The organism is Micromonospora sp. C51, assembly GCF_018070435.1.
Taxonomy (GTDB): Bacteria; Actinomycetota; Actinomycetes; order Mycobacteriales; family Micromonosporaceae; genus Micromonospora; species Micromonospora sediminimaris.
The window spans coordinates 1-1,286 of sequence record NZ_JAGPXQ010000093.1 but is presented as its reverse complement, the minus strand read 5'-3'; the positions used below and the strand labels follow the sequence as shown (position 1 = coordinate 1,286).

Here is a 1,286-nt window from a genome sequence, read left to right as displayed (position 1 = left end):
AACTATTCAGTCCCATGACATCTGTCAGTGATGAAGTCCCGATACATGTGTCAGTTGGTAGGGATCTTGGGCGGGCTGGTACATGGTGCCTGGCATGGCTTCTCGGCGGCATGTCTTGAACCTGCTCGATGCTCAGTTGGCTGCGGGGGTACGGATCAATGTGGCCGAGTTCGCGCGCGAGCATGGTGTGTCCGTCCGTACGGTGTATCGGCATCAGGCGCGGATCCGGGACGAGGGTGAGTGGCATGCGCGTTCCCGGCGGCCGCACAGCAGTCCGCGGGTGACGCCGCCGGATCTGGATGCCTGGATCTGCAAGCTGCGCGCCGAACTCGGTCTGGACAATGGGGCCGATTTCATCCGTGACGCCCTGATCGAGGTGCACGCCGCTACCGGTCCGGCATGGCGGGTGCCCTCAAGGTCGACGATCAACCGGGTCCTGGCCCGACATGACCTGCTCGAACGGAACCCGGCGAAACGGCCGCGCAGCTCGTTCCGACGGTTCGTCTACGCCCGGCCCAGGGACTGCTACCAGATCGACGCCACGAACGTTCGGCTCGCCGACGGCAGCCTCGCCGCGGTCTTCGACGTCCTGGACGACTGCACCCGAACCCTCGTCGGCTGTCACGCGACGATCGCGGAGACCGCCGAAGGTGCGGTCACCGCGGTCAGGCAGGCCTTCGGCGAGTACGGCGTCCCAGCGATCGTGTTGTCCGACAACGGCACCGCGTTCACCAGCCGACTCACCCGGCCCGGATCGATCTCCACGTTCGTCCAGTGCCTCCTGGACCACAATGTCCGGCCGATCAACTCCAGCCCCTACCATCCACAGACCTGCGGCAAGGTCGAACGCCACCACCAAACCCTCAAGAAATGGCTGAGCACCCAACCCACCCCCGGCACCCGCGCCGAGCTGCAAACCCATCTGGACGTCTACCGCCGCTACTACAACACCGAACGACGCCACAGCGCCCTACCACGACGCGCCACCCCCGCCCAGGCATGGACAGACGCGCCCAGCCTCGGCGGGCCCGCCAGCCTGCCCCTGCAGACCGACGCCACCCTGCACCGCTGCCTCGTGGACAGCACCGGCGCCATCCGCGTCGCCGGGCACCGCACCAGCGTCGGCACCACCCACGCCGGCACCACCGTCACCGCCATCCGCGACCAAAACCAGATCACCGTCTACCACCACGACGGCCAACCCCTCGGCCACTTCCACCTCACCCCCGACCGGAACTACATCAGCCTCACCCGAGCAGCATGATCAACAACTCATGACACATCTA

At 66.2% G+C, this 1,286-nt stretch carries 1 protein-coding gene; it reads left to right on the top strand.

Annotated elements, in window-relative coordinates; translation table 11 throughout:
- Nucleotides 1-94: 94 nt before the first annotated feature.
- Entirely contained in the window at nt 95-1,264 is a 1,170-nt protein-coding gene (locus tag KBX50_RS32500) for a DDE-type integrase/transposase/recombinase (RefSeq protein ID WP_210941661.1), read from the top strand.
- Nucleotides 1,265-1,286: the final 22 nt, after the last annotated feature.